This window comes from Pseudomonas guariconensis, from assembly GCF_015680235.1.
GTDB classification, from domain to species: Bacteria; Pseudomonadota; Gammaproteobacteria; order Pseudomonadales; family Pseudomonadaceae; genus Aquipseudomonas; species Aquipseudomonas guariconensis_A.
This window is the reverse complement of record NZ_JADLJL010000005.1, coordinates 96,529-123,475: the sequence shown is the minus strand read 5'-3', so window position 1 is coordinate 123,475 and position 26,947 is coordinate 96,529. Positions and strand designations below refer to the sequence as shown.

Below are 26,947 nucleotides of genomic sequence, written 5' to 3'. Positions count from 1 at the left end.
ATCGCGGGGCAAGTCGGAACGCCGCACCGCCGCTCCTACAAGGGCCCGCAAAGGTTATTGACTGTTCTAGGGGGCCGGCTTGGCGGCGATTCTGCTCTGAAGCTCAAGCCCCTTCGGCCAGCCATTGCGGGATCCTGCGCTCCAGGTAATACCCTGGGTTGCGCAGGCTCCCCTCGACAAACCCCACATGCCCGCCGCATGCGTGCAGCTCGAATTCGGTCTGCGGCGCCAGCTCCTCCCTGCCCGGCAGGCTATGCCTGAACACGAACGGGTCATCGCTGGAATGGATGATCAACGTTGGCGTACGGTTCTCGCCCAGGTAATAGCGGCTCGACGCACGCCGATAGTAGTCGTTCGCGTCGCGAAAACCATTGAGCGGCGCCGTGACCTTGCCGTCGAAATCCCAGAAGGTGCGTAGATTGCGCAACGACCCCAGCCTTTCCAGTTCGGCCAGGCGTTCGGCGTGGCCATTGTCACGGAAATGCCGCTGTTTCTGCTGTACGTATGCGCGCATCTCGCGCATGAAATGTGCCTGGTAAACCCGGGAAAACCCCATGCCGATACGGTCGGCGCACTGGTCCAGGCGAAACGGCACCGACACGGCAACTGCCGCTTCCAGTTGGCTGGCCGAGCCACTTTCGCCCAGGTACTTGAGCAGTACGTTGCCCCCCAGCGAATAGCCCACTGCATACAGGGGCGCCAGTGGCCGTTGGGCGCGCAGGTGGCGAATGGCTTCGGCCAGGTCCTCGCTGGCACCGGAGTGATAACTGCGCGCCAACAGGTTCGGCTCGCCGGAGCAACCACGCCAGTTCACCGCGACACTGGCCCAGCCACGTGCGTGCAAGGCCTGTTGCAGGCCTTTCACATAGGGCGAGTGGGACGAGCCGGTCAGGCCGTGCAATACCAGCACCAGCGGCGTATCGGCTTGGTGCGGGCCATGCCAGTCAAGGTCGAGGAAATCGCCATCGGCGAGCCACAGGCGTTCACGGGTACGCGGCAGGTCTGCAAGCTTGCGCCACAACGGCCCCCACAACGTCTGCAGATGGGGGTTGGCGAGGCCTGTGGCGGGAACGAAACGGGGTGGGGCAGGGTTTGGCATGCTAGGCGGCTCGTGTTGTGCCTGCCTAGCTTGCCATGAAGTGTTGCCTAGGGTGAGGCCGGTTCGCCAATGGTCGGTAGTGGCTGCTGGTCGACGGCCGGGCCGGCGGTCACGATAAACGCTTCGTTCAGGTTCATGCCACGGGCGACTTGGCGGATGTTCTCGGGTTCAAGTACCGCGAGCTTATCCAGGTAGTGGGCCAATTGATCGGCGGGATGTTTCCGGTGGCCGAGTATCGTCAGGCCTTTGGCGAGTGCAGCACTGTCGGCCATGAGACGCAGCAGTTGGCCTGCAAAATGGTTGAGGGCGAATTCACATTCGGCTTTGGTCGGCCCCTGCTCGCCGAAACACTTGATCAGGTCCAATACCAAGGCCAGGGAGGCATCTCGGTATGCTGGCCTGGTGTCCCAGATGATGTGCCACAGGCAACCTGCATCCCTCGACACCAGTACAGACTGGATGGAGTAGGTCAGGCCGCGTCGCAGACGCAGTTCTGTGGTCAAACGTGATTCGAAGTTAGCGCCCAACATCTTGTCGACCATCAACAATGCTGGGTAGTCCGTATCGGTGGGATAGGCGCGTAGTGGCAGGGTCAGCCATATCCTGGTGTTGGAGCTGGGTTGCTCCAAGTGCACGGTCTGCCCCTTGGTAATGGGTAAAGGAGGGGGTGTGATGGCCATCCAGTGTTGCGGCAGCGCCTGTACGAGAGGCGCGATGAGGGTTTCGGCTTCCTCGAGTGACAAGTCGCCGACCAGGCCTATCTCCAGGTTCCCGGAACCATACGCTTGCCTATGGAAGGTCGCGACCTGTTCCGGCGTAATCCTGGCGAGGCCTTCTGTTGTACCGGTATGCCCAGTGGCATAGGGGTGTCCGGCGAACATGTGCGCCTCTATCGTGCCTAACAGCATCGCGTCCACGTCGTTCGAAGCCTTCTGTTCGTCGAGCAGGCGCTTGCGAGCAGCCGAGAAATCGGGAGGTCCAAAGGCCGGTCTAGCGATCATTTGCGTGACCAACTGCATCACGCGGGCGCGCAGAGCAGGCAGGCTCAAGCCGCGAAGCATGAACATCGTGTAATCGCGGGTGATGTTATGTTCCATGATCGCCCCGACCCCTTGTAACTGCTCGGCGACCCGAGCACCATCCAGTAGCTCGAATGTCAGGGCTGCCAGGCCCGGCTTGTCGCCATCAAAGGCGCTTCCGGCCTTGAAGCGCAGTACCAGGTCGAACATCGGCCGGTCACGGTTCGCGATGAGCTGGACATGGGCTCCTTCTGCGGTATGCCATTGATGTATGTCGTGCGTTGGCGGCTGGATTCGCTGCAGATCCAGACCCTGGGTCGAGCTCAGTTGGTCCAGCGCCACGGTGAAGCTGTGATCAGTCATCTGGGCGCACGTAGAAGACGTACCGTTCATACGGGTTCTCCTCGCTGCAGGTAAGTCGTGGTCAAACGGTCGCGGTGCAGGTATCGGGCTGCAACCTGTTGCAAGGTCGAACTGGACAGGTTCCGGATGATGCGCGGTGCCTCTGCCAGGCTGGCTGGGTCCAGCCCGGCCGCCGCTGCATGACCGATGCGCGTTGCTTGCTTGTCGATATCGGCCTGAGCGTAGAGCTCACGGGCAAGCAGCCGTAGTTTTTCGCGCTCAAGCACTTCGTCCGGCAAGGCTGTGGTTCGAAGCTCGTCGATAAGGTTCCAGATTTCGAGCGCAGCCTCCTGGGCGGTAAGCGTGTTCGCAGCGAGGGTTGCCTCGATGCCCAACAAGGTATCTCCCCGCATCTGATAGTCGTAGGTGACCTTGCTCGATGTGAGAACGGGCCTGTCTCGGGTCAGGCGCCTGTAAAGCAGGGCGTTGGACTCGGTACCCAGGATACTTTCGAGCACAAGCAGTGCCAGGGCGACTTCCTGTGATGGGGCGCTCGCCAGGCTGGGCACGTTGAAGGACATGAGCAGGCCGTCTTCAAGTCTCGGATCGACCAATTGCTGGCTACGCGCCTGAAGCGTTGCGCTGTATCGAATCAGAGGTCGGTCCCACAGGGGGGCAGGGGGTATCGGGGCAAAGTAAGTATCCACATGCCGACGAAGGTCCTGCAGGCTGGCCGCACCCACGACGACGAGTGTTGCGTTATTGGGGTGATACCAGGTGCGGTACCAGGTGCGTACCGTTTCCAGGTCTGTTTGGGCAAGGTCGATGGCATGACCGAAGATGGATGCTGCGTAAGGGGTGCCGTCGTAGGCGAGCTTTCGATGGCGTTCTTCTGCCCACTCAAGCGCTGAATGATCAACGTTAAAGCGGCGTTCAGCATCGACTGTAAGGACCTCCAGCTCGAATTCCGATTGGCCGAACGATGCACCGGTCATGGCATCGGCCATCAGTTCCAAGCCAACTGGCAGCCTTGCGGCAGGCAAGGTCATTTCAAACGCAGTCGAGTCATCATAGGTAGTGGCATTGGCTATGCCGCCCAGCTGCGCGATCAAGCGTGAATATTGACCGTTAGGAAGCTTGCTGCTTCCTTGGAAGATCAGATGCTCCAGCAGATGCGATAAGTTCGAGTGGCCTGGTGGTTCATCGCTCGTGCCGACGTGATACCAGAGTTGAACCGCGACCAAAGGGGCGGTGTGGTTCTCGCACAAATAGACCGAAAGGCCATTTTCCAGCCTGAAGTGGTGGAGGGATGGCGGCTTGGCGGCCACCAGTGCATCCAGGCTGACGGAGATCGTCTGGGCATCTGAGGGGGGATTCATCACTGAAGTGCTCCGTTAGGACAATAAGCCGGAGCAGCTTCAGTGAAAGGCGGTGCCCGCCTGCGTTACATAGTTAGGCCGGGCGGGTATCAGCCGCGTTGCCAGAGGGCGTAATGCACCTGGCCGGTCTTCTTCTCCCGGTGCAGGCGCCAGTTGCCGGGCATCTGCAGAGAGGAGGGCGCGGCTTCGCTCTCGGTGTAGATCCAGGCTTGGCCTCGTAGCCACTGGTTCTGTTCGAGCAGGTTGCAGGTATCGGCCAGTAGGTCCTGGTGGAAGGGCGGGTCGAGGAACACCACGTCGAACTGATGCTTCGCTGTGTTCTGCAGGTAGCGCAAGGCATCGGTCTGCAGGATCTGGCCGCGTGGGCAGCGCAGGATCTCCAGATTGTTCTTCAGGTTGGCGATGGCCGCCGGGTTGCTGTCCAGGGCCACGGCATCCTCGGCCCCGCGGGACAAGGCTTCGAGCACCAGGGCGCCACTGCCGGTGAAGGCATCCAGCACCAGGGCACCCTCGATATGGGGCGCCAGCCAGTTGAACAGGGTTTCGCGCACGCGGTCTGGCGTCGGGCGCAGGCCTTCGCCTTCAGGCACGGCCAGGCGACGGCTGCGCCACTCGCCGGCGATGATGCGCAGGTGACCTTGCCCTTTGCTGTGGGCCGGGCCCGGGCGGGCGGTGTGGGTTGGCTTGGCCATTAGTGCTCCGGTACGCCAAGCGGTTGCTCGGCGGGTTTGTCAGTGGGCGGTGGCAGCGGTTTTTGCGCCACGGTCGGGCCGACAGTGACGATCACCAGCTTGTCCACGGCCAGGTGCTTGTTCATCGCTGCCTTGACCTGCTCGACGGTCAGGGCCTGGGACTGTTGCATGAAGTCCTCCAGCCAGGTCAGCGGCAGGTTGTAGAAGCCGATAGCACCCAGCTGACCAACGATGCTCGAGTTGCTGGCGTTGGACAACGGGAAGCTGCCGGCCAGCTCGCGCTTGGCATCGTCCAGCTCTTGCTGGGTGGGACCGTGCTTGAGGTAGTCGGCGAGAATGTCCTGGACCAGCTTGAGGGTCCCTTCGCTGAGTTCGGCGCGGGTCTGCAGGTTGATCATGAACGGGCCGCGTACCTGCATCGGGCTGAAGGCCGAATAGACGCCGTAGGTCAGGCCGCGTTTCTCGCGTACTTCGCTCATCAGGCGAGTGCCGAAGGCACCGCCGCCGAGGATCTGGTTACCCAAGGACAGGGCGGCCCAGTCCGGGTCCTGGCGGTCGATGCCCATCTCGGCGAGCATCAGGTGAGTCTGCTTGGTCGGGAAGTCGATGTGGGTCAGGCCCGGTTTGGGTTCGACAGGCTCGGTGGGCTTGGGCAGCGCCGGGCCCTTGGGCAGGCCGGCGGATACCTGGGCGGCGATGGCTTCGGCTTCGGCGCGGCTGAGATCGCCGACCAGGGCGATGACCGCGTTGCCAGCCGTATAGGCCTTGGCGTGGAAGGCGCGCAGTTGCTCCAGGGTGATGCCCGGAATGCTCTGGGCGGTGCCGTCGCTCGGGTGGGCGTAGGGGTGGTCGCCGTAGAGCTTGGCGAACAAGGCCTTGCCGGCGATCTTGCCCGGGTTCTGTTTCTCGTATTCGAAACCGGCCAGCAGCTGGTTCTTGATGCGCTTGAGGGCATCCTCGGGGAAGGTCGGCTTGCCCACCACCTCGGCGAACAGTTTCAGGGCCGGCTCGCGCTTGTCCGCAGTGCTGAGGCTGCGCAGCGTGGCCACGGCCATGTCACGGTACGAGCCGTTGCCGAAATCCGCCCCCAGGCTTTCGAAGCCCTGGGCGATGGCGGTGACGTCCTTGCCGGCCACGCCTTCGTTGAGCATGGCGTTGGTCAGCGTCGCCAGGCCTGGCACGTCGCCGTCCTGGCTGCTGCCGGCGGCGAAGGTCAGGCGTAGGTCGAACATCGGCAGTTCGCGCGCCTCGACGAACAATACCCGGGCGCCTTCGACGGTGTTCCAGTTCTGGATGTTCAGCGTGCGCCGGCTGGGCGCCTTGCCGTCCAGCTCGGCCAAGGACTGCAGGGTATTGGCCGGGCGGGCCGCCGGCGCCTTGCCTTCGGCAGGGCTGCCCGACTGCGCCGGACGGGCCAGGACGAGGGCCAGGGCCACCACCACGGCGATGATGCCGAGGCCAAGCAGGGTATAGCGGGGGGCGCTGCGATCACTCATGAGCGGACTCCTCGGGCAGTACATGGGCAACGCTCAGGCGTTCGCGGGTGAAGTAGGTGCGTGCGGCGTCCTGGATGTCCTGCGGGGTCACGCGCTTGAGCTCGTCCAGTTCGCTGTCGATCAGCTTCCAGGACAGGCCCACGGTTTCCAGCTGGCCGATGGTGGTGGCCTGGCTGCTGATGGAGTCGCGGTCGTAGACCAGGCCGGCGATCACCTGGGCGCGCACGCGCTCGAGCTCCTCGGCGGTAGGCGGCGTGGTCTTGAGTTCATCGAGCAGCTGCCAGATGCCTTTTTCCACGTCGGCGAGGGTCTTTTGCTTCTGCACGTTTGGCGTGGCCGAGATCATGAACAGGCTGTCGCCGCGGGTGAAGGCGTTGTAGCCGGACGACGCACCGGCCACCAGCTCCTGGCCACGCTCCAGGCGGGCCGGCATGCGCGCGCTGTAGCCGCCGTCGAGCAGGGCGGAGATCAGGCGCAGGGCATGGACGGTGCGCGGGTCCTTGGCAGTGGCCAGGCCCGGCACGTTGAAGCCGTAGATCAGGCTGGGCAGCTGGGTGCGCACGTGCAGGGTCAGTTGGCGCAGGCCGGGTTCGGCCAGCTCCAAGGGCAGCTTGGCCGGTGGCACCGCACGCTTGGGGATGGCGCCGAAGTACTTTTGCGCCAGGCCCTTGACCTCCTCGGGGGTGACATCGCCGACCACCACCAGGGTGGCGTTGTTCGGCGCGTACCAGGACTCGTACCAATGACGCAGCTCCTCGACCTTCATGCGGTCCAGATCGGCCATCCAGCCGATGGTCGGCGTGTGGTAGCCGCTGGCCGGGTAGGCCATGGCGCGGAACAGCTCGAACGCCTTGGCGTTGGGCTGGTCGTCGGTGCGCAGGCGGCGTTCTTCCTTGATGACCTCGATCTCGCGGCTGAACTCGTCGGCCGGCAGGCGCAGGCTGGCCAGGCGGTCGGCTTCCAGCTCCAGGGCCACGGGCAGGCGGTCGCGGGCGAGTACCTGGTAATAGGCGGTGTAGTCGTCGCTGGTGAAGGCGTTTTCCTCTGCGCCGAGGTCGCGCAGGATGCGCGAGGCCTCGCCTGGGCCGATCTTGGCACTGCCCTTGAACATCATGTGCTCCAGGGCGTGGGACAGGCCGGTCTGGCCTGGCGTCTCGTAGCTGGAGCCGACCTTGTACCAGATCTGCGAGACCACCACTGGCGCGCGGTGGTCCTCGCGCACGACCACCTTCAGGCCGTTGTCGAGGATGAACTCATGGGTGGGTTGCAGATCGGCGGCCAGGGCCGCGAACGGCAGACAGAGCGTGCCGAGCAACAGGCCAGCGGCGCGGCGGGCTAGAGCATTCATACGTTGGATAACCTGTACGGCGGCCCGCTTGGCTTAGCGTCGGCGGGCCAGGAGGTGCTAGGATACTGATCCGGTTGCCTGGCGACCATGCCTGTCGCCGTTCTGGCCTGCGGGCTTGGCGACAAAATATTGCGCATGAACCAGCCGGATTCAAAATAGTCTGTTCTGCGTTTAGAGAATTCCCGATGCGCCACTGGTGGCCCATCGCTACCCTGAGATAGCCGTCTTCCATGTTTGGTTCCAACGACGACAAAAAAGCGCCGGCCGAGGCTGGCGAGAAGAAAGGCCTGTTCAGCTGGTTTCGCAAGAAGCCGCAGCAACCTGTCGCCGAACAGCCGCAAACCCCTGAACCGCAGGCCGTAGAGCCGGCCGCGCCGCAGGCCCCCGTCGAGCAGCCCGAAGTCGCTCCGGTCGAGCCCGTGGCCCCGGTCGTGCAAGCGCCTGCTCCCGAGCCGGTCGCGTCCGAGCCGCTGCAGGCGCCCCAGCCCGAGCCGGTCGCGTCCATGCCGGTGCAAGCGCCGGCACCGGAGCCCGTGGCGTCCATGCCCCTGCAAACCACGCAACCGGTCGTGGAACCGGCGCTCGAGCCTGCGGCACCGGTCAGCAACCTGGTGTTGCCGGTCGCCGAAGAGCCGGTAGCCCTGGTGCCGGACCTCGAACAGAAGGCCCCGCCAGCCATTCCCGAGCGCCCTGTCGTCGAGCCTGCTCCTGAACCTGAGCCCGAGTCGGCTGCACCGGCACCGGTCGTCACCGAGCAGGCCAAGGTCGGCTTCTTCGCCCGCCTCAAGCAGGGGCTGTCCAAGACCAGCGCCAGCATCGGCGAAGGCATGGCCAGCTTGTTCCTGGGCAAGAAAGCCATCGATGACGACCTGCTCGACGAGATCGAGACCCGCCTGCTGACCGCCGACGTGGGCGTCGAGGCTACCTCGGTGATCGTGCAGAACCTGACCCAGAAGGTCGCCCGCAAGCAGTTGGCCGACGCCGATGCGCTGTACAAGTCGCTGCAGGAAGAACTGGCCGCGCTGCTGCGCCCGGTCGAGCAACCGCTGAAGATCCAGTCGCAGTCCAAGCCCTACGTGATCCTCGTGGTTGGCGTGAACGGTGCCGGCAAGACCACCACCATCGGCAAGCTGGCCAAGAAGCTGCAGCTGGAAGGCAAGAAGGTCATGCTGGCGGCCGGCGATACCTTCCGCGCCGCGGCGGTGGAGCAACTGCAGGTGTGGGGCGAGCGCAACCAGATCCCGGTCATCGCCCAGCATACCGGTGCCGACTCGGCCTCGGTGATCTTCGATGCCGTGCAGGCCGCCAAGGCCCGCGGCGTGGATGTGCTGATCGCCGATACCGCCGGTCGCCTGCACACCAAGGACAACCTGATGGAAGAGCTGAAGAAGGTGCGCCGGGTCATCGGCAAGCTCGACGCCGAGGCGCCCCATGAGGTGCTCTTGGTGCTCGACGCCGGTACCGGGCAGAACGCGATCAGCCAGGCCAAGTACTTCAACCAGAGCGTCGAGCTGACCGGCCTGGCGCTGACCAAGCTGGACGGCACTGCAAAAGGCGGGGTGATCTTCGCCCTGGCCAAGCAGTTCAACCTGCCGATCCGCTTCATCGGCGTGGGCGAAGGCATCGACGACCTGCGCACCTTCGAAGCCGAGCCTTTCGTCAAAGCCTTGTTCGCCGAGCGGGAGCATCCATGATCCGATTCGAACAGGTTGCCAAGCGCTACCCCAACGGCCATGTCGGCCTGCACGAGCTGAGCTTCCGGGCGCGCCGGGGCGAGTTCCTGTTCGTCACCGGCCACTCGGGCGCGGGCAAGAGCACCTTGCTGCGCCTGTTGCTGGCCATGGAGCGCCCGACCAGCGGCAAGCTGATGCTGGCCGGACAGGACCTGGGGCAGATCAGCAACGCACAGATTCCCTTCCTGCGTCGGCAGATCGGCGTGGTGTTCCAGAACCACCAGTTGCTGTTCGACCGCACGGTGTTCAACAACATCGCGTTGCCTTTGCAGATTCTCGGCCTGTCCAAGCCCGAGATCGCCAAGCGCGTGGACTCGGCCCTGGAGCGAGTTTCCCTGAGCGACAAGGGCGAGCTGTTCCCGGCGGACCTGTCCACCGGGCAGCAGCAGCGTGTGGGCATCGCCCGCGCCATCGTCCACCAGCCAGCCTTGCTGCTGGCCGACGAACCCACCGGTAACCTCGACCCGCGCCTGGCCGCCGAGATCATGGGCGTGTTCGAGGACATCAACCGCCTGGGCACTACGGTATTGATCGCCAGCCACGACCTGGCGCTGATCGCGCGCATGCGTCACCGCATGTTGACCTTGCAGCGCGGTCGCTTGATCGGCGATGGGGAGGCCGGGCAATGAATACGACACGTACGCCGAAGGTCTCCGAGCGCGTCGCGCCGAAAGCGGCCGACCCGCAGCCGGGCAAGCAGCGCGGCGGCCACGACGATGACGGCCCGGATTTTCGCACCCTGCTGCACGCCTGGCTGGAAAGCCACCGCGCCAGCCTGGCCGACAGCCTGCGCCGTCTGGGCAAGCAGCCGATTGGCAGCTTCTTCACCTGCCTGGTGATGGCTGTGGCGCTGAGCATGCCCATGGGCCTTTCGTTGCTGCTCAAGAACGTCGAGAAACTCGGTGGCTCCTGGCAGCGCGCCGCGCAAATCTCGCTGTACCTCAAGCTCGAGGCGGGCAGCAAGGAAGGCGAGGCGCTGCGTGACGAGATCAAGGGCATGCCCGGCGTGGCCGATGCCCAATATGTCAGCCGCGAGCAGGCGCTGGAGGAATTCCAGCAGCAATCGGGCCTGGGCGAGGCCCTGCGCGAACTGCCAGACAACCCGCTGCCCGGTGTGGTGGTGGTGACCCCGACCGAGGTCGACAAGCCGGCCCTGGAAGCCTTGCGCCAGCGCCTGTCGGAGCTGCCACGGGTTGAAGTGGCGCAGCTGGACCTGGTCTGGGTGGAACGCTTGGCGGCGATCCTCAAGCTGGGCGATCGGTTCGTGTTCGGCCTGGCCGTGATGTTGATCTCGGCCTTGTTGTTAGTAATCGGTAACACAATTCGTCTACACATCGAGAACCGCCGCATCGAGATCGAAGTGATCAAGCTGGTGGGGGGGACCGACAGCTATGTCCGCCGCCCCTTCCTGTACATGGGCGCGCTCTACGGCCTGGGTGCCGGCGTGCTGGCCTGGGGCATCCTGGCCTTCTCGCTGGACTGGCTCAACGATGCGGTCGTGGACCTTTCCGGGCTGTACGGCAGTGATTTCGCCCTGGCAGGTGTACCAGGGTCGGATGGACTTTCGCTCTTGATCGGTGCTGTACTGTTGGGGTATATCGGTGCGTGGATCGCGGTCGCTCGTCACCTGAACGAGCTGGCACCACGATAATGTTTTTTAGCCAGCATTGACTTTCTGATCATTCTGGGAACTTGTTTCGCGGTTTCCGGTCAATGTTGGCAGTGCCCAAAAGGCACGAGTTCGTGAGTCGGAGGTACTTAATGACCACTTCGTTGCAACCTGCCTATGCCTTGGTTCCCGGTGCAAACCTGGAAGCCTACGTGCACACGGTCAACAGCATTCCGTTGCTGACGGTCGAGCAGGAGCGTGAACTGGCCGAGCGTCTCTACTATGAGCAGGATCTCGAGGCCGCTCGGCAAATGGTGATGGCCCACCTGCGTTTCGTCGTACATATCGCCCGTAGCTACGCCGGCTACGGGCTGGCCCAGGCCGACCTCATCCAGGAAGGCAACGTTGGCCTGATGAAGGCGGTAAAGCGTTTCAACCCGGAAATGGGCGTGCGTCTGGTGTCCTTCGCGGTGCACTGGATCAAGGCCGAGATCCATGAGTTCATCCTGCGCAACTGGCGTATCGTCAAGGTGGCGACCACCAAGGCCCAGCGCAAGCTGTTCTTCAACCTGCGCAGCCAGAAGAAGCGCCTGGCCTGGCTGAACAATGACGAAGTCCATCGCGTGGCCGAAAGCCTGGGCGTGGAGCCGCGTGAAGTGCGCGAAATGGAAAGCCGCCTGAGCGGCCAGGACATGGCCTTCGACCCGGCCGCCGAGGCCGATGACGACAGCGCCTTCCAGTCGCCTGCACATTACCTGGAAGACCACCGCTACGACCCGGCCGTCCAGCTGGAAGATGCCGACTGGAGCGACAACTCCACCAGCAACCTGCACGATGCCCTGCAGGGCCTGGACGAGCGCAGCCGGGACATCCTCTACCAGCGTTGGCTGGCCGAGGAAAAGGCCACCTTGCATGAGCTGGCGGACAAATACAGCGTTTCGGCGGAGCGTATCCGCCAGTTGGAAAAGAACGCGATGAACAAGGTCAAGGCGTTGATCACGGTCTGATCACCCTTGGCCGAATGTAAAAAGCCGCTGCGCTCGAAAGAGGCAGCGGCTTTTTTTTGGGGCTGCTGTGCAGCCCTTTCGCGGCACAAGACCGCTCCTACAGGAGGGGATGCGGCCTGTTGGCCCCGGTCTTCAAGGGCGAAGCTGCATCAGGTAGCTGGGCCCGCCCAGCTGGCTCATTTGCCGGCGGATCCAGCCGGCGCGGTTGGCCACGTAGGCGCTGGGGCGGCTGGCACTCCACTTCAACGGGCTGGGCAGCACGGCTGCCAGCTGCGCCGCCTGCTGGCGCGAAAGGCGGCTGGCATCCACGCCGAAGTGGTAGCGGGCGGCGGCCTGGGCGCCGAATACACCCTTGCCCCATTCGGCGCTGTTCAGGTAGACCTCGAGGATCCGCTCCTTGGACCAGAACAGCTCGATCAGGGCCGTGAACCAGGCCTCCAGCCCCTTGCGCAGCCAGCTGCGGCCGGACCACAGGAACAGGTTCTTGGCCACCTGCTGGGTCAGGGTACTGGCCCCGCGGATCTTGCCGCCGCGCTCGTTGTAGGCCAGCGCGGCCTGGATGGCCGGCAGGTCGAAGCCCCAGTGGTTGGCGAACTTCTGATCCTCACCGGCGATGACCGCCACCTTGAGCTCGTCGGAGATCCGTTCCCATGGTGTCCAGTCGCGCTGCAGGTCGATCGGCTCGCCGCTGACCCAGGATTGCACCTTGCGCTCGACCATCAATGCCGTACCCGGCGGCGGCACCCAGCGCAAGGCCAGCACCACGACGATGCTGCCGGCGGCGAACCAGAGCAAGGCGCGGACGAGGCGGCGGATAAGGGATGACAACATGGTGATGGCTTGGCCGGACCGGTGGAACGGGCCATTATACAGACCCGTTTCCAGGAGTCGTCCCATGCTTCGCAGCTTCCTGATGCTCGCCGCCTTCTTCGGCTTCACCGGTGTGGGCCTGGGCGCTTTCGCCGCCCATGGCCTGAAGAGCCGCCTGAGTGCCGATTACCTGGCGATCTTCCAGACCGGTGTGACCTACCAACTGGTGCATGCCCTGGCCCTGCTTGGCGTCGCGCTGCTCTCGGTGCACCTGCCCGGGCGCCTGGTCGGCTGGGCCGGTGGGCTGTTCGCCCTGGGGATCGTGCTCTTCTCCGGCAGCCTGTATGTGCTGACCCTCAGCGGTCTGGGCAAGCTTGGCATCATCACACCCATCGGTGGCCTGTGCTTCCTGGCCGGCTGGTTGTGCCTGGGCCTGGCCGCCTGGCGCCTGAGCTGACCAAGTGGTCCACAATCGCGACTAATGGCGTCGGCCACCCTTGGGTTGGAGTGCGGATCGGGGCTAGAATGCGGACCCCCAAAGCACAATGGTGGCCGTGCGCATGCGCATTCAACTGAACGGTGAACCTTACGAATTGCCCGATGGCGAGAGCGTCGCGTCCCTGCTGGGCCGGCTGGAGCTCGCTGGCCGCCGGGTGGCGGTGGAACTGAACCTGGACATCGTCCCGCGCAGCCAGCACGAAAGCACGCAGCTGAGCGAAGGCGATCAGGTCGAAGTGGTCCATGCCATCGGTGGCGGCTAAGCCCCGCCCGGCGATTCACTGCAAGTCCCGCAACCTTTTCCAGAGGATCCACGATGAGCAACGTTCGTAGCGACAAGCCCTTCACCCTGGCCGGGCGCACTTTCCAGTCGCGCCTGCTGGTCGGCACCGGCAAGTACCGTGACATGGAAGAAACCCGCCTGGCCATCGAGGCCTCGGGTGCCGAGATCGTCACCGTCGCCGTGCGCCGTACCAACATCGGCCAGAACCCGGGCGAGCCGAACCTGCTCGACGTGCTGCCGCCGGACCGTTACACCATCCTGCCGAACACCGCCGGTTGCTACGATGCGGTCGAGGCGGTGCGCACCTGCCGCCTGGCCCGTGAGCTGCTCGACGGCCACAACCTGGTCAAGCTGGAAGTGCTGGCCGACCAGAAGACCCTGTTCCCCAACGTCATCGAGACCCTCAAGGCCGCCGAAGAGCTGGTCAAGGACGGTTTCGACGTGATGGTGTACACCAGCGACGACCCGATCATCGCCCGCCAGCTGGCCGAAGCCGGCTGCATCGCGGTGATGCCGCTGGCAGGCCTGATCGGCACCGGCCTGGGCATCTGCAACCCATACAACCTGCAGATCATCCTGGAAGAATCCAAGGTGCCCGTGCTGGTCGATGCCGGCGTGGGTACCGCGTCCGACGCCACCATCGCCATGGAGATGGGCTGCGAGGCGGTGCTGATGAACTCGGCCATCGCCCATGCCCAGCAGCCGGTGCTGATGGCCGAGGCCATGAAGCACGCCATCGTCGCCGGCCGCATGGCCTACCTGGCCGGGCGCATGCCGAAGAAACTCTATGCCAGCGCCTCGTCGCCGCTGGAAGGTCTGATCAAGTAAGAGCCCCTGATGACTGAATCGCACGACACGCCGATCCCCGCCGACGGCGAAGCCCGCCCGCACCGCCGTATCAAAAGCTTTGTGATGCGCGCCGGGCGCATGACCGAAGGCCAGCAACGCGGCCTGGAGCAGGGCGGCCCCCTGTTCATCCTGCCTCTGGCCGACAGCCCGGTGGACTACGACCAGGTGTTCGGCCGTTCGGCACCGCGCACCCTGGAGATCGGCTTCGGCATGGGGCATTCCCTGCTGGAGATGGCCGCTGCGGCGCCTGAGCTGGATTTCATCGGCGTCGAAGTGCACCGTCCGGGTGTTGGCGCGTTGCTCAATGGCGTGCTGACCCAGGGCCTGAAGAACCTGCGGGTATACGACTGCGACGCCATCGAAGTGCTTAACCGCTGCGTGGCCGACAACAGTCTCGACCGTTTGATGTTGTTCTTCCCCGACCCGTGGCACAAGGCGCGTCACCACAAGCGCCGCATCGTCCAGCCGGCGTTCGCCGAGCTGGTACGCCGCAAGCTCAAGGTCGGTGGTGTGTTCCACATGGCCACCGATTGGGAGCCCTATGCCGAGCACATGCTTGACGTGATGAAGGTTGCCCCCGGCTACCGTAACCAGGCGCCTGACGGCACCTACGTCCCGCGCCCTGAAGAGCGTCCGATCACCAAGTTCGAGCGCCGTGGCGAGCGTCTGGGGCATGGGGTATGGGATTTGAAGTTCGAGAAAGTCAGCTGATCGACTGCTTCGATTTCCCAAGCAATGCGAACGAAAAACGCCCGGGCTGGGTAATGCCTGTCAGTTAATGGCACGGGGCGCTGCACGCCCATCGCCGGCGAGCCGGCTCCCATAAGTAACGCGCCAGCCTTGAGGGCAGCACTGTCCCTGTGGGAGATCACCCATCCCTCCCGGGCTGCGCTGTCGCACAAAGAACAAGCGGCTAGCGCAGCCTCCCACAAAGGACCTGCAAATCAAATAGTTATGCGTTGTTCTGTGGGAGCCGGCTTGCCGGCGATGGGCTGCGTAGCAGCCCTAAGTGCAGCCGATAAGGCTTTCTGGCTGGCATTACCCGTTTTCGTATCTTGCTCGTATAGGAGCGGATTGGGGCGTTGGACGCAAGCGGATCAGCCGCGGCGGTCTGCCACCACGCCGATCAGGACCAGCACCACCAACAGGACCGGTGCCAAGGCATAGTTGTTGAACTGGGCCAGCCCCTTCACCACCCAGGGCGTCGCATAGATCAACGCAGCGCCACTGCCGATCATCACCAACAACGCCATGAACGGCACGCGCAGGGCGCCGGCCAGGCCGCCCAGGCGTCCTTCTACCCAGCTCTTGATGTCAGTGCCGAACAGCACCAGCAGGCAGCCTACCAAGGCCAGGGAGATTTCCGACAGGTTGCTGCGGCTCCAACGAGAAACGGTCGCGAGCAGGTCAAGTACCAGATCCATGGGTCATCCTTAGGTCAAGAAATACTGCAACAGGTCATTGAGGAACAACTGGCCCCGGGGCGTAGCCGCCAGCCGATCCGGTTCGACCTGCAAAAGGCCCTTTCGTTCTGCCTCGCGCCTGGCTTGCGCCAACTGCGAAAGCGCAAGCCCGGTGCGCTGGCTGAACAGTTCGGCTTCCACCCCTTGGGTCAGGCGCAGGGCGTTCATCAGGAACTCGAACGGTAGCTCGTCGACGGGCAGTAGCTTTTCCCCGGCCTTGAATGGCTTGGCCAGGTTCAGGTAGTCCTTGGGCAGGCGCGTCTTCCAGGTGCGCAGGATGCGCCCGTCGGCGAAGGTCAGCTTGCCGTGGGCGCCGGCACCGATGCCGATGAAATCACCAAAGCGCCAGTAATTGAGGTTGTGCTTCGCGGCGCGGCCTGCTTGGGCATAGGCCGATACTTCGTACTGCTGGAAGCCGTTCGCGGCCATCAAGGCTTGCCCGGCTTCCTGGATGTCCCAGAGGATGTCGTCCTCGGGCAATTCCGGCGGCTGGTTCCAGAACACGGTGTTCGGCTCGACGGTCAGCTGGTACCAGGACAGGTGGGTCGGCCCCAGGTCGATGGCCTGGCGCAGGTCGGCCAGGGCGTCTTCCAGCGACTGGTCGGGCAGGCCGTGCATCAGGTCCATGTTGAAGTTGTCGAAGCCGGCAGCCCGCGCCATGCCGGCGGCGCGGACCGCCTCGTCGCCATTGTGGATGCGCCCCAGGGCCTGGAGCTTGGCCGCCTGGAAGCTCTGCACGCCGATGGACAGGCGGTTGATGCCTGTTTGCCGGTAGGCCTTGAACTTCTCCTGCTCGAAGGTCCCGGGGTTGGCCTCCAGGGTAATTTCGATGTCTGGGGCGAACGGGATGCGCTGTTCCACGCCACGCAGCAACCGCCCCAGGGCATTGGCGCTGAACAGGCTTGGCGTGCCGCCGCCGAAGAAGATCGAGCTGAGCACACGGCCCTGCACCGCGGCCATCTCCTGATCCAGATCGGTCAGCAGGGCATCGACATACGCCTCTTCCGGCAGCTCAGGGCCGGCGGCATGGGAGTTGAAGTCGCAATAGGGGCATTTGCGCACGCACCATGGAATGTGGATATACAGGGCCAAGGGCGGCAGCGTGGCGAAACCCACCGCGCCGGGGTAGCGCAGCTGGGTGGACAGCGTTTCGGTCATGCCAGGCCCAGACGTTGACGCAGCAGGGCCATGGCGCGGGCGCGGTGGCTGAGCTGGTTCTTTTCCAGGGGGCTGAGGTCGGCGCTGGAGCATTTACGCTCCGGCACCCAGAACAACGGGTCGTAGCCGAAGCCGTGCTCGCCGCTGGCTTCGAACAGGATGCTGCCGTGCCACAGGCCTTCGCAAAGAATGGGCAATGGGTCGTCGGCATGGCGCACCAGGGCCAGGACGCAGACGAACTGTGCGCCGCGCGCCTCTACCGGAACGTCTTTCAAGGCTTCGAGCAGCTTGGCGTTGTTCGCCGCATCGCCCTTGCCGTCAGCGTAGCGTGCCGAGTAGATGCCCGGCGCGCCACCGAGGTAGTCCACTGCAAGGCCAGAATCATCCGCCAGGGCGGGCAGGCCGGAGATGCGCGCGGCATTGCGGGCCTTGAGAATGGCGTTCTCGACGAACGACAGGCCGGTCTCCTCAGGCTCCACCTGGCTGAATTCGCCGATCGAGCGCAGGTGCACGGACTCGCCGAGCATGGCCTGCAGCTCCTTGAGTTTGCCGGCGTTGTGGCTGGCCAATACGAGTTGCTGGAAATTCATCATTCGCCTGGGAACACTTCCTGGTTGAAGCTGAGTTTATGGCTGACACCGCCGGTCTCGACGTTCACGTCGAAGGTCAGGGTTTCGGCCTGTTCGATCTTGAACTGGGCGATGTAGTACACCGCGCCCTGGTCGTTGATCTGCTTGAACGACAACGGGCTGCTGCGCCCGGTCAGGTCCTTCACCGTGCCGCTGACCACCGCCATGCCTGGCTTGCCGGCCTTGAGCACGGCAATGTTGAGCACGCCCTGGTTCTTGCTGCGGGTCAGGCCCGTGGCGGCTGCCACGTCCGGTTGCAGCATGCTCGAAGTGAAGGCGCTGTAGTGCACCGTGACGTCGCCGAAGACTTCCTTGCGCTCCGGCCTGGCGGGGTCTGCGGCCAGTACCGGCAGGGCCAGGCACAGGCTGATCAGGAATAGGGCTAGGCGACGCATGGTGCGATCCTCCAATGGGTTGGGCGCGAGGTTCAGACCGCGACCTGATGTTCTGGCAGGCCTCGACTGCTGACGCGATAAATGCCGATCTCCCCTAGAAGATTAGGCCATAGCCGGCCCGCCCACCCATTACGGTGCAGATGGTCGACTGCCAGGCGGTCGATGACCTTGGCATTGCGCTCGTGGCACAGCTCTTCGAAGTCGGCGAAGGTGCAGAAGTGGATGTTCGGCGTGTTGTACCAGGTATAGGGCATGAAGTCCGAGACCGGCATGCGACCTTTGGTCGCCAGGTACCAACGACAACGCCAGTGGCCGAAGTTGGGGAAGGTGATGATGCATTGACGCCCCACGCGCAGCATCTCGTCGAGGATGCGGTCGGGGTACTCCACGGCCTGCAGGGCCTGGGTCATGACCACCACGTCGAAGCTGTTGCTGGCGAAATTGCCCAGGCCCTTGTCCAGGTCCTGCTCGATGACGTTGACGCCCTTGGCTACGCAGGCGGCGATGTTGTCGGCGTCGATTTCCAGACCGTAGCCGGTGACTTGCTTGCGCTCGCGCAACGAGGCCAGCAGCTCGCCGCTGCCGCAGCCCAGGTCGAGTACCCGGCTGCCGGCGGGGATCCAGTCGTGGATGATTTCCAGGTCGGCTCTCATGCTGTCCTCAGATGGCGATGCGGTTCATGTAGTTCGCGAAACCCTGCATGTAGCGAGGCGTGGGGATCAGGAAGGCATCGTGCCCGTAAGGTGAGTCGATCTCCAGGTAGCAGACGTTCTTGCGCGCTGCCATCAGGGCGTCGACGATCTCCCGCGAACGCGCTGGCGAGAAGCGCCAGTCGGTGGTGAACGACATGATGCAGTAGTCGGCCGTGACGTGCCCGAGGGTGGCGGCCAGGTCGCCGCCGTGGCTGGCGGCCGGGTCGAAGTAGTCCAGGGCCTTGGTCATCAGCAGGTAGGTGTTGGCGTCGAAGCGCCCGGAGAATTCCTCGCCCTGGTAGCGCAGGTAGCTCTCGACCTGGAATTCGACGCTGTGGAAGTCGTAGTTGAGCTTGTCGCTCTTGAGCTCGCGGCCGAATTTCTCGCCCATGGAATCATCGGACAGGTACGTGATGTGGCCGACCATGCGCGCCAGCATCAGGCCGCGCTTGGGAATCACGCCCTGGTCCTGGAACGAGCCGCCGTGGAACTCCGGGTCGGTGAGGATGGCCTGACGCGCCACCTCATTGAAGGCGATGTTCTGTGCCGAGAGCTTGGGGGCCGAGGCGATGTCCACGCAATGGCGAACGCGGTCCGGGTAGCTGATGGTCCACTGCAGTGCCTGCATGCCGCCCAGGCTGCCGCCGACCACGGCGGCCCACTGGCCGATGCCCAGGCGGTCGGCCAGGCGTGCCTGGCTGTGTACCCAGTCCTCCACGGTCAGGACCGGGAATTCCGCGCCGTAGGGTTTGCCGGTGGCCGGGTTGATGCTGCTCGGGCCGGTGCTGCCGTTGCAGCCGCCCAGGTTGTTCAGGCTGACCACGAAGAAGCGGTTGGTGTCGATCGGCTTGCCGGGGCCGATGCAGCTGTCCCACCAGCCCGGCTTGCGGTCGGTGGGGGCGTGGTAGCCGGCAGCATGGTGGTGGCCGGACAACGCATGGCAGATCAGCACGGCATTGCTGGCGGTGCTGTTGAGGGTGCCATAGGTTTCGTAGACCAGCTCGTAGCTGGCCAGGGAGCGGCCGCAGGCCAGGGCCAGCGGTTCATCGAACCGGGCGGTTTGCGGTGTTACCAGACCAACGGAATCTTCGGGAAGGACAGTGGACATCGACCCTGCTCACGCTTGACGGAGGCGTAAGTCTAAAGAGGGCCACCGGCAGCGGCAAGCGAAGGCTTGCCGCTGCGGGCAAGGTCGGTCAGATCATCCGCCACAGCTCTTGTGGCATGCCGGCGTAGGCGGCCAGCGGGGGCATGACGAACGACTGGATCACCTGGATCGCCAGGAACGCGAAGATCGGCGAGATGTCCATGCCGCCGAGGTTCGGAACCAGGCGACGGAACGGCGCCAGCACCGGTTCGCTGATCTGGTAGGCCAGTTCGGCCGCTGGGTTGTGGCTGTTGGGTGCGACCCAGGAAACGATCACCATGACGATCATTGCCACCCAGAAAATCTTCAGGAACAGCGAGGTGATGCCGATGATCGCCCACATCAGCAGGTGCAGGACGTCGCCGAAGGTGCCGTAGGTGACCATCAGCACGAAGGCCATCAACAGCGCTTGGATCACCACCGACAGCACTAGGGACGAGGTGTCCAGGCCACCGATGCTGGGGATGATGCGGCGAAGCGGCTTGAGCAGCGGCTGGGTGGCGCGCACCGCGAACTGGCTCAGCGGGTTGTAGAAGTCGGCCTTGACCAGTTGCAGCACGAAGCGCAGCAGGACGATCACCAGGTACAGGCTGACCAGGGTTTGCACCACGAAGATCGCGGCGCCGGACAATGCATTCATCGACAGCTCCTTATTTGCCCAATTGCTCGGCCAGTTCGGCGGAACGTTTCGCCGCAGCCTCCAACGCCTGCTCGACGATGGCCTCGAAGCCATTGCCCTGGAACGACTTGATCGCAGCCTCGGTGGTACCGGCCGGCGAGGTCACGCGGCGGCGCAGTTCGGCGGCATCGACGTCGCTGGCGACGGCCATATGCGCGGCGCCCAGGGCAGTCTGCAGGGTCAGCTGGGACGCGGTTTCGCGAGGCAGGCCGAGTTTTTCACCGGCGGCGGTCATGGCCTCGATCAGCAGGAAGAAGTAGGCCGGGCCGCTGCCGGAAACGGCGGTGACGGCATCGAGCTGTTGCTCCTGCTCCAGCCACAGCACGGTACCCACGGCAGACAGCAGTTGCTCGGCCTGCTGGCGCTGCTCGGCCGAGACCTCGGCGGTGGCGTACAGGCCGCTGGCGCCCTGGCGCAGCAACGCTGGGGTATTGGGCATGCAGCGCACCACCGGGCGGGCACCGACCCAGGCCTGGAGGCTGGCGCACGTGATGCCGGCAGCGATGGAGACGATCAGCTGGCCTGGCGCAAGGTGTGGCTGCAGGGCTTGGCACACGCCCTTCATGACCTGCGGCTTTACCGACAGGACGATCACGTCTGCGCCGGCGATGGCCTGGGCGTTGTCTTCGAAGGCTTCGATACCGTGGTCGGCGGTGATCCGCGTGCGGGTCTCGGCGCCCGGGTCGCTGGCGCGGATATGCGCGGCATCCAGGCCCTGGGCACGCAGGCCGCCGATCAGGCTGGCGGCCATGTTGCCGGCGCCGATAAAGGCAATTCGTGTCTTGCTCATGTCAGGTCCTTGAGGGAAAGAGTGAGTAAAGCATGGATTCAGACGGCGCCGTAATCGCGCGCCCCGAACAGGGCGGTGCCGATGCGTACCCAGGTCGCTCCCTGGGCGATCGCTGCCTCGAGGTCGTGGCTCATGCCCATGGACAGGGTGTCCAGGCCAAGACCCAGGCCTTCCTGCAATTGGCGCAGGCTGGCGAAGGCGGCCTCCTGGGCGGCGCGGTCGTCGGTGGGCTCGGGGATCGCCATCAGGCCGCGCAGGCGCAGCCGGGGCAGGGCCGCCACGGCCTGGGCCAGGGCGGGCAGGTCGGCGGGTGCGCAGCCGGACTTGCTGTCCTCGCCGCTGACATTCACTTGCAGGCAGATGTTCAGCGGCGCCAGGCCTTCGGGGCGTTGTTCGGACAGGCGTTGGGCGATCTTCAGGCGGTCCACGGAGTGTACCCAGTCGAAATGCTCGGCAATGGCTTTGGTCTTGTTCGACTGGATGGGGCCGATGAAATGCCAGATCAAGGGCAGGTCATCGAGCTCGGCCTGCTTGGCCAGGGCTTCCTGGAGATAGTTCTCGCCGACATCGCGCACACCCGCGGCATGGATCTGGCGGATGGCGCTGGCCGGTTTGGTCTTGCTCACCGCCAACAGCTGGACGCTGGCCGGGTCGCGCCCGGCGGCCCGTGCTGCGCTGTCGATGCGTGCGGCGAGGGCGGAAAGGTTGTCTGCTATGGTGGACATGGAATCGATGCCGACGGCTCTGTGGTCTGCGGCATTCTACCTGCTTGATGGCCTTTGGGGAGTCTCATGGATGTGACCGACCTGTTGGCCCGGGCCAGAGCTGCAGGGGCTTCGGACCTGCACCTGGCCACGGGCGAAGTCCCTGTGCTGCGTGTGGATGGACTGCTGCAACGCCTGGACCTGCCGCCTTTGGCGGCTACCCCCCTTGAAGATGCACTCGCGCCGCTGCTCGACGAGGCGCAGCGGCGGCAATGGGCGGGCGGCGATGAACTGGACCTGGCCGTGACCCTGCCGGGCGCCGTGCGTGCCCGCCTGAACCTGTACCGTCAGCGCAATGGCCCGGGAGTGAGCCTGCGCCTGCTGCCGACCCGGGTACCGACCGTGGACGAACTCGACCTGAGGGAAGTGTTTCAGTCTGTTGCGCAGTGGCGCGACGGCCTCGTGCTCGTCGGCGGGCCCACCGGCAGCGGCAAGACGTCCACCATGGCGGCTTTGGTCGACCAGCTCAACCGCCAACACGCCTTGCACATCATCACCTTGGAAGACCCGGTCGAGGTGCTTCACATCGGCCAGCGCAGCCTGGTCAACCAGCGGCAGGTCGGTCGCGATTGCCGCAGCTTCGCCCAGGGCTTGCGCAGTGCCTTGCGCCAGGACCCGGATGTCATCGTGATCGGTGAATTGCGCGACTTGGAGACCATTCGCCTGGCTTTACGCGCGGCGGAAACCGGCCACCTGGTGCTGGCGACCGTGCATACCCGCTCGGCAGTGAACAGCATCGACCGCTTGGTGGAGGTATTCGCCGCAGAAGAAAAAGCCCTGGTGCGGGCGATGCTCGCAGAATCGCTGCGCATGGTGGTGGCGCAGGTGCTGCTCAAGCGAACAGGCGGCGGACGGGTAGCTGCGCGGGAAGTACTGGTGGCGACACCTGCGGTGCGCAACCTGATTCGCGAAGGGCGGATGGCGCAGTTGCAGTCCGTGATGCAGACCGGTGCGGCGGTGGGGATGAAGACGATGGAGATGGCGCTGCAGGCGTTGCGGGGGCAGATTGATGCAGATAAAAGAATAACTAATTGATTTGCGGGTCCTCTGTGGGAGCGGGCTTGTCCCGCGATCAAGGGCGACGGTGATATCGGGCCCGGCCCAATCGCGGGACAAGCCCGCTCCCACAAGGACCTGCAAAATCAAATAGTTATAGGAGCAGAGTCACCCACGAAGTGGCGGGCAGCGATTTCAGCTCAGCGCTTGGCCAGTGCCAGCGTCTGCTCTTTGGGCAACACCCGCTTGGCCACCACGTAATGCCGCTGCCAGTACGGTTTGCTAAGGGTATCGATGCTCACCCGCTTGCCGGTACGCGGCGCATGGATGAAGCGGTCGTTGCCCAGGTAGATGGCAACGTGGTTGACCCGGCGGCTCTTGATATTGAAGAAGATCAGGTCGCCTGGCTTGAGGTCGCTTTTGGCCACCTTGACGCCATGCCCGCGGGCCATGGCATTGGAGGTACGTGGCAGGTCGACGTCGGCGACATCGGTGAAGGCGTACTTGACCAGCCCGCTGCAGTCGAAGCCCTTGCTCGGGCTGCTGCCGCCCCAACGGTAGGGTGTGCCCAGTACATTGACGGCACGGCTGAGCACATTGCTGCTCTGCTTGGGCGACATCATGGCAACGGGCAGTTGGCTGGACACCTTGGCGGCATTGCTCGGGCGAGCGCGCAGGCTGGTTTGCTTGATCGGCGTGCGCTTTACGGTGCTGCTGGCATTGGTGGTATAGCCAGTAAAACCGTTGGGAAGACGTTGCTCACGGTTGGTGGCGTGGGCGGCCAGGGGTAACAAAAGGCAGAGGGTCAGCCATGTCTTGAACAAAGGCGGCATAGTTGAAACTCTTTTAGGTATGTGTTGGCTGTATGGCGCGCAACTCTATAACACTCAGGATGGGTTTTTCGTTCCGTTGGTCGATTGCGCGGGTACCATACGTCGGCTTCCAAGGAAAAAGTCACAAATTTCCTTAGAAAATTTTTCACTAACCCAAGGAGGACAAGCATGAATGGTTATCAACAGGGGGCGCCGATGCACGACACCCACAGCAAGGTCCTGGGTTATCTCCTGTGGATCTTCGGCTTCACCGGCTCGCACCGCTTCTACTATGGCAAGCCGATCACCGGCACGATCTGGTTCTTCACCCTGGGCCTGCTCGGCATCGGCTGGCTGATTGACCTGTTCCTGATCCCTTCGATGGACCGTGAAGCAGACATGCGCTTCCAGCCGGGGCGGGTGGACTACAACCTGGCGTGGATCCTTCTGACCTTCCTAGGGATCTTCGGTGCGCATCGCCTTTACCAGGGCAAGTGGATCAGCGCCTTGATCTACCTGCTCACCGGCGGCCTGTTCCTGGTGGGCGTGCTATATGACTTCTGGACGCTCAACAGCCAGATTTCCCAAGTCAACGCTGAACGTCGCTGATAGAAAAAAGGCCTTGTCGCGCAGGGCGGCAAGGCCTTTTCCGTTACTGGCGGGTCTGTCGCTGTTGCAACAGCAGGTTGCCGAAGCCAGCTCCGGCCAGCTGCTTCTGCGCCCCGGTCAGCTGTTCGCGGTTGCTGAACGGGCCGACCAGTACGCGGTACCAGGTTTCATCCTTCACCGTCCCCGATTCCACCTTGACCGACTGGCCCAGCAGGATGATCTGCGCACGGACCTTGTCGGCATCGGCCTGCTTGCGGAACGAGCCGGCCTGGAGGAAGAACTGCGTGGTCGCCGCCGGCTTGATCACCGGGGGGGCGGGCGGAGGCGTCTGCCCCATCAGGGCGGCCTGGGCACGGGCGGTGTCGATCTTCGCCGCTTCGGCCGGTGTGACCGGCTTGACCGGTTGCGCCGGCACCGGTGGGGTTTTCTCCGGCACGGCTTCGGGCGGCACGATGACCTCCGACTCCGGCAGCAGCGTATAGAAGTCGTACTTGGGCTTGACCGGCTGTTGCTGCACAGGCGCGCTGCCCTTGCTGGCCTCGGCGACCTTCGCCGGCTTCTGCTGTTCAGGCTTGGTGCGCTTGATATCGTCGCCGCCAGGCTCGAGCTTCATCAGGAAGACAATGAAGGCGCCGACGGTCAGGCCGACCGCCAGCCAGATCCAGCCTGGGATCGGCTGCTTGGCCGGTGCCTGGTTACGGCTGGCGCCACGCTTTGGTGCGGGTTTTTTCTTGGCAGCCAACTTACATGCGCTCCAAGGTTTCCAGGCCGAGCAGTTCCAGGCCCTGCTTGAGGGTTCGACCGGTCAGGGCGGCCAGGCGCAGACGGCTCTGCTGCTGTTCGGCGTTCTCGGCGGCGAGGATCGGGCAGTTCTCGTAGAAGCTGGAGAACAGGCCGGCGATGTCGTACAGGTAGCTGCACAGTACGTGTGGGGTGCCTTTGTCGGCGACGTTGTTGAGCACTTCACCGAACTGCGCCAGGCGCGCGGCCAAATCCTGCTCGTGGGCGGCCTGCAGGGTGATCTTGCCCTCGACTTCGTCAAAGCCTTTGCCCAGCTTGCGGAACACACTGGCCACGCGGGTGTAGGCGTACAGCAGGTACGGCGCGGTGTTGCCGTCGAAGTTGAGCATCAGCTCGAAGTTGAAGCTGTAGTCGCTGGTGCGGTGCTTGGACAGGTCGGCGTACTTCACCGCGCCGATGCCGACCACTTCGCCGATGCGGCGCAGTTCGTCCTCGGACAGGCTCGGGTTCTTGTCCTTGACCAGGGTGTAGGCGCGTTCCTTGGCTTCGGTGAGCAGGTCGATCAGCTTCACGGTGCCGCCATCGCGGGTCTTGAACGGGCGGCCATCGGCGCCGTTCATGGTGCCGAAGCCCATGTGCTCCATCTGCATCGGGTGGCCGACGAAACCTGCGCGGCGGGCGACTTCGAACACCTGGTTGAAGTGCAGGGCCTGGCGCTGGTCGACGAAATACAGGGCGCGATCGGCCTTGAGTACGTTGCTGCGGTAGCGCACGGCGGCAAGGTCGGTGGTGGCGTAGAGGTAGCCGCCATCGGCCTTCTGCACGATCACCGGCAGCGGCTCGCCTTCGGCGTTCTTGAACTCGTCGAGGAACACGCACTGGGCGCCCTGATCCTCGACCAGCAGGCCCTTGGCCTTGAGGTCGGCGACCACGTTGGCCAGGTCGGCGTTGTAGGCGCTTTCGCCCATCACGTCGGCCATGGTCAGCTTGACGTTGAGCAGCTCGTAGGTTTTCTGGCAGTGGGACAGGGAGATGTCCTTGAAGCGGGTCCACAGTGCCATGCACTCGGGGTCGCCGGCCTGCAGCTTGACCACCAGGCCACGGGCGCGGGTAGCGAAGTCTTCGGACTCGTCGAAGCGCTTCTTCGCCGCGCGGTAGAAGTTCTCCAGATCAGAGAGTTCGTCGCTGGTGATCGGGTTCTCCTCCAGGTAGGCCAGCAGCATGCCGAACTGGGTGCCCCAATCGCCCACGTGGTTCTGGCGGATCACTTGGTCGCCGAGGAACTCCAGGACCCGGGCGACGCTGTCACCGATGATGGTCGAGCGCAGGTGGCCGACGTGCATTTCCTTGGCCAGGTTCGGTGCCGACAGGTCGATCACCACCTTCTCGCTCGGGCCGGCCTTGCGCACGCCCAGGTGGCCATCGGCCAGGGCGGCGTCCAGGCGGTTGGCCAGGGCCTGGGTGTTCTGGAAGAAGTTCAGGAAGCCCGGGCCTGCGATCTCGACCTTGGTGATGTCGTCGCTGGTTGGCAGGGTCTCGATGAGTTTTTCGGCCAGGTCGCGTGGCTTCATGCCGGCGGGCTTGGCCAGCATCATGGCGATGTTGCTGGCGAAGTCGCCGTGGGTCTTGTCCCGGGCATTTTCCACCTGGATCGCCGGCGTCAGCCCTTCAGGCAGCACGCCGTCGGTGACGAGTTGGGTGAGGGCTTGCTGGATCAGCTGGCGAATGGTGTCTTTCATGGCGTTCTCTTTTCGACCGCAAGCGCGGTGGGGCGCTTCGATGCGCAGGTGGAAAAACTGGGCATTATCCGTTTCCAAAGGCGGGTTGCCAACCTTTGACGCTGTATGTTCCGGCCCTATCGCCGGCAAGCCGGCGCCCACAGGGCGCGTGGGAGCCGGCTTGCCGGCG

Annotated in this window: 29 protein-coding genes; 10 read left to right on the top strand and 19 right to left on the bottom strand. The window is 64.1% G+C overall.

The window, feature by feature from the left end; translation table 11 throughout:
* Positions 1-103: 103 nt before the first annotated feature.
* The 6 genes from IRZ56_RS06120 to IRZ56_RS06095 form a co-directional block, all read right to left on the bottom strand.
* Positions 104-1,099 carry a hydrolase gene (locus IRZ56_RS06120; RefSeq protein ID WP_196144119.1) on the bottom strand — a complete coding sequence of 332 codons (996 nt, stop codon included), beginning with the start codon at positions 1,097-1,099 and terminating at the stop codon, positions 104-106.
* A gap of 47 nt (positions 1,100-1,146) precedes the next feature.
* Positions 1,147-2,511: a M16 family metallopeptidase gene (locus tag IRZ56_RS06115; RefSeq protein WP_196144118.1), complete on the bottom strand. Its 1,365-nt coding sequence runs from the start codon at positions 2,509-2,511 to the stop codon at positions 1,147-1,149.
* On the bottom strand, positions 2,508-3,839 hold the full coding sequence (locus IRZ56_RS06110) for a M16 family metallopeptidase (RefSeq protein WP_196144117.1): 1,332 nt from the start codon (positions 3,837-3,839) through the stop codon (positions 2,508-2,510). The genes IRZ56_RS06115 and IRZ56_RS06110 overlap by 4 nt, the downstream gene beginning before the upstream one ends.
* A gap of 89 nt (positions 3,840-3,928) precedes the next feature.
* Positions 3,929-4,531 carry a 16S rRNA (guanine(966)-N(2))-methyltransferase RsmD gene (gene rsmD, locus IRZ56_RS06105; RefSeq protein ID WP_196144116.1) on the bottom strand — a complete coding sequence of 201 codons (603 nt, stop codon included), beginning with the start codon at positions 4,529-4,531 and terminating at the stop codon, positions 3,929-3,931.
* Positions 4,531-6,027: a M16 family metallopeptidase gene (locus IRZ56_RS06100; RefSeq protein ID WP_196144115.1), complete on the bottom strand. Its 1,497-nt coding sequence runs from the start codon at positions 6,025-6,027 to the stop codon at positions 4,531-4,533. Before IRZ56_RS06100 ends, rsmD begins: the two co-directional genes overlap by 1 nt.
* Positions 6,020-7,375: a M16 family metallopeptidase gene (locus IRZ56_RS06095; protein ID WP_196144114.1), complete on the bottom strand. Its 1,356-nt coding sequence runs from the start codon at positions 7,373-7,375 to the stop codon at positions 6,020-6,022. The genes IRZ56_RS06100 and IRZ56_RS06095 overlap by 8 nt, the downstream gene beginning before the upstream one ends.
* Positions 7,376-7,605: 230 nt before the next feature.
* Between IRZ56_RS06095 and ftsY the strand changes: the two genes are divergently transcribed.
* The 4 genes from ftsY (at position 7,606) to rpoH (ending at position 11,724) form a co-directional block, all read left to right on the top strand.
* A complete protein-coding gene (gene ftsY / locus IRZ56_RS06090) occupies positions 7,606-9,069 on the top strand; it encodes a signal recognition particle-docking protein FtsY (RefSeq protein WP_196144113.1) in 1,464 nt (487 codons plus the stop codon).
* On the top strand, positions 9,066-9,737 hold the full coding sequence (gene ftsE / locus IRZ56_RS06085) for a cell division ATP-binding protein FtsE (RefSeq protein WP_084853794.1): 672 nt from the start codon (positions 9,066-9,068) through the stop codon (positions 9,735-9,737). Before ftsY ends, ftsE begins: the two co-directional genes overlap by 4 nt.
* Positions 9,734-10,759 (top strand): permease-like cell division protein FtsX, encoded by a 1,026-nt coding sequence (gene ftsX / locus IRZ56_RS06080; protein ID WP_196144112.1) that lies wholly within the window; start codon positions 9,734-9,736, stop codon positions 10,757-10,759. The genes ftsE and ftsX overlap by 4 nt, the downstream gene beginning before the upstream one ends.
* 110 nt (positions 10,760-10,869) lie before the next feature.
* Positions 10,870-11,724 (top strand): RNA polymerase sigma factor RpoH, encoded by an 855-nt coding sequence (gene rpoH / locus IRZ56_RS06075; RefSeq protein ID WP_084853798.1) that lies wholly within the window; start codon positions 10,870-10,872, stop codon positions 11,722-11,724.
* 132 nt (positions 11,725-11,856) lie between these two features.
* On the opposite strand, the gene mtgA is transcribed toward rpoH, so the two are convergent.
* Positions 11,857-12,555, bottom strand: coding sequence for a monofunctional biosynthetic peptidoglycan transglycosylase (gene mtgA, locus IRZ56_RS06070; protein WP_196144111.1), 699 nt, complete (start codon positions 12,553-12,555; stop codon positions 11,857-11,859).
* A 64-nt stretch (positions 12,556-12,619) separates the two neighbouring features.
* Between mtgA and IRZ56_RS06065 the strand changes: the two genes are divergently transcribed.
* The 4 genes from IRZ56_RS06065 to trmB all read left to right on the top strand — a co-directional run bounded on the left by IRZ56_RS06065 (position 12,620) and on the right by trmB (position 14,875).
* Complete coding sequence (locus tag IRZ56_RS06065) at positions 12,620-12,991, top strand: DUF423 domain-containing protein (protein ID WP_196144110.1); 372 nt, start codon at positions 12,620-12,622, stop codon at positions 12,989-12,991.
* A 103-nt stretch (positions 12,992-13,094) separates the two neighbouring features.
* Complete coding sequence (gene thiS, locus IRZ56_RS06060) at positions 13,095-13,295, top strand: sulfur carrier protein ThiS (RefSeq protein WP_084854288.1); 201 nt, start codon at positions 13,095-13,097, stop codon at positions 13,293-13,295.
* A gap of 53 nt (positions 13,296-13,348) precedes the next feature.
* Complete coding sequence (locus IRZ56_RS06055) at positions 13,349-14,143, top strand: thiazole synthase (protein WP_196144109.1); 795 nt, start codon at positions 13,349-13,351, stop codon at positions 14,141-14,143.
* A gap of 9 nt (positions 14,144-14,152) precedes the next feature.
* A complete protein-coding gene (gene trmB / locus IRZ56_RS06050) occupies positions 14,153-14,875 on the top strand; it encodes a tRNA (guanosine(46)-N7)-methyltransferase TrmB (RefSeq protein ID WP_196144108.1) in 723 nt (240 codons plus the stop codon).
* A 386-nt stretch (positions 14,876-15,261) separates the two neighbouring features.
* Here trmB and IRZ56_RS06045 read toward each other — a convergent pair whose 3' ends face one another.
* From IRZ56_RS06045 to IRZ56_RS06005, 9 genes are all read right to left on the bottom strand, one after another.
* On the bottom strand, positions 15,262-15,588 hold the full coding sequence (locus IRZ56_RS06045; RefSeq protein WP_196144107.1) for a DUF3392 family protein: 327 nt from the start codon (positions 15,586-15,588) through the stop codon (positions 15,262-15,264).
* Positions 15,589-15,597: 9 nt separating this feature from the next.
* Entirely contained in the window at positions 15,598-16,785 is a 1,188-nt protein-coding gene (gene hemW, locus IRZ56_RS06040) for a radical SAM family heme chaperone HemW (RefSeq protein WP_196144106.1), read from the bottom strand.
* A complete protein-coding gene (rdgB, locus tag IRZ56_RS06035) occupies positions 16,782-17,378 on the bottom strand; it encodes an RdgB/HAM1 family non-canonical purine NTP pyrophosphatase (RefSeq protein ID WP_196144105.1) in 597 nt (198 codons plus the stop codon). Before rdgB ends, hemW begins: the two co-directional genes overlap by 4 nt.
* Complete coding sequence (locus tag IRZ56_RS06030; RefSeq protein WP_196144104.1) at positions 17,375-17,809, bottom strand: DUF4426 domain-containing protein; 435 nt, start codon at positions 17,807-17,809, stop codon at positions 17,375-17,377. The genes rdgB and IRZ56_RS06030 overlap by 4 nt, the downstream gene beginning before the upstream one ends.
* Positions 17,810-17,841: 32 nt before the next feature.
* The gene (gene metW / locus IRZ56_RS06025; RefSeq protein WP_084853812.1) at positions 17,842-18,462 is read right to left on the bottom strand and encodes a methionine biosynthesis protein MetW; all 621 of its coding nucleotides are present in this window, start codon (positions 18,460-18,462) and stop codon (positions 17,842-17,844) included.
* Between the two features lie 7 nt (positions 18,463-18,469).
* Entirely contained in the window at positions 18,470-19,609 is a 1,140-nt protein-coding gene (gene metX, locus IRZ56_RS06020) for a homoserine O-succinyltransferase MetX (RefSeq protein WP_196144103.1), read from the bottom strand.
* 88 nt (positions 19,610-19,697) lie between these two features.
* A complete protein-coding gene (locus IRZ56_RS06015) occupies positions 19,698-20,288 on the bottom strand; it encodes a YggT family protein (protein ID WP_196144102.1) in 591 nt (196 codons plus the stop codon).
* A gap of 10 nt (positions 20,289-20,298) precedes the next feature.
* Complete coding sequence (gene proC / locus IRZ56_RS06010) at positions 20,299-21,117, bottom strand: pyrroline-5-carboxylate reductase (protein ID WP_196144101.1); 819 nt, start codon at positions 21,115-21,117, stop codon at positions 20,299-20,301.
* Between the two features lie 38 nt (positions 21,118-21,155).
* Entirely contained in the window at positions 21,156-21,842 is a 687-nt protein-coding gene (locus IRZ56_RS06005) for a YggS family pyridoxal phosphate-dependent enzyme (RefSeq protein ID WP_196144100.1), read from the bottom strand.
* 66 nt (positions 21,843-21,908) lie between these two features.
* Here IRZ56_RS06005 and IRZ56_RS06000 point away from each other — a divergent pair, with 66 nt between their 5' ends.
* Positions 21,909-22,916, top strand: coding sequence for a type IV pilus twitching motility protein PilT (locus IRZ56_RS06000; RefSeq protein ID WP_196144099.1), 1,008 nt, complete (start codon positions 21,909-21,911; stop codon positions 22,914-22,916).
* A 161-nt stretch (positions 22,917-23,077) separates the two neighbouring features.
* Here the strand turns inward: IRZ56_RS06000 and IRZ56_RS05995 are convergent, their stop codons facing one another.
* Positions 23,078-23,710, bottom strand: a complete 633-nt coding sequence (locus IRZ56_RS05995; RefSeq protein WP_196144098.1) for a C40 family peptidase — start codon at positions 23,708-23,710, stop codon at positions 23,078-23,080.
* A gap of 168 nt (positions 23,711-23,878) precedes the next feature.
* Here IRZ56_RS05995 and IRZ56_RS05990 point away from each other — a divergent pair, with 168 nt between their 5' ends.
* A complete protein-coding gene (locus IRZ56_RS05990) occupies positions 23,879-24,298 on the top strand; it encodes an NINE protein (RefSeq protein ID WP_196144097.1) in 420 nt (139 codons plus the stop codon).
* 43 nt (positions 24,299-24,341) lie between these two features.
* Here IRZ56_RS05990 and IRZ56_RS05985 read toward each other — a convergent pair whose 3' ends face one another.
* Positions 24,342-25,040, bottom strand: a complete 699-nt coding sequence (locus IRZ56_RS05985) for an SPOR domain-containing protein (RefSeq protein WP_196144096.1) — start codon at positions 25,038-25,040, stop codon at positions 24,342-24,344.
* Position 25,041: 1 nt separating this feature from the next.
* Positions 25,042-26,778, bottom strand: a complete 1,737-nt coding sequence (argS, locus tag IRZ56_RS05980; RefSeq protein WP_196144095.1) for an arginine--tRNA ligase — start codon at positions 26,776-26,778, stop codon at positions 25,042-25,044.
* Between the last annotated feature and the right edge of the window lie 169 nt (positions 26,779-26,947).